The organism is Neisseria flavescens (assembly GCF_001618065.1).
Classification (GTDB): domain Bacteria; phylum Pseudomonadota; class Gammaproteobacteria; order Burkholderiales; family Neisseriaceae; genus Neisseria; species Neisseria flavescens_A.
In genome coordinates, this window is record NZ_LAEI01000049.1 from 1 (window position 1) to 334 (window position 334).

The following is a 334-nucleotide window of genomic DNA, read 5'->3' on the forward strand; positions in this document are numbered from 1 at the left end:
GCAACCGATATTTGTCGAAGACCCGTTATGTGGTCGAACAAAGCTTCGGTACACTGCATCGTAAATTCCGCTACGCCCGGGCAGCCTATTTCGGACTGATTAAAGTGAGTGCACAAAGCCATCTGAAAGCGATGTGTTTGAACCTTTTGAAAGCCGCCAACAGGCTAAGTGCGCCTGCTGCCGCCTAAAAGGCGGCCGGATGCCTGATTAATCAGGTATCCAAGGGAGATTAAGGGGATATTTGAGTAGAATCGGTGGATATTTGAAACGAAAACAGCCGAAATCCTGTTTTGGGCTTCGGCTGTTGAGGAAAGGGCTATTTTGCAAAGGTCTC

At 48.5% G+C, this 334-nt stretch carries 1 protein-coding gene; it reads left to right on the forward strand.

Annotated features, from left to right (window positions below; genetic code table 11):
• The coding region (locus TW89_RS08015; protein ID WP_021438965.1) for an IS5/IS1182 family transposase at positions 1-188 on the forward strand (188 nt) is incomplete at its 5' end.
• Positions 189-334 lie beyond the last annotated feature (146 nt).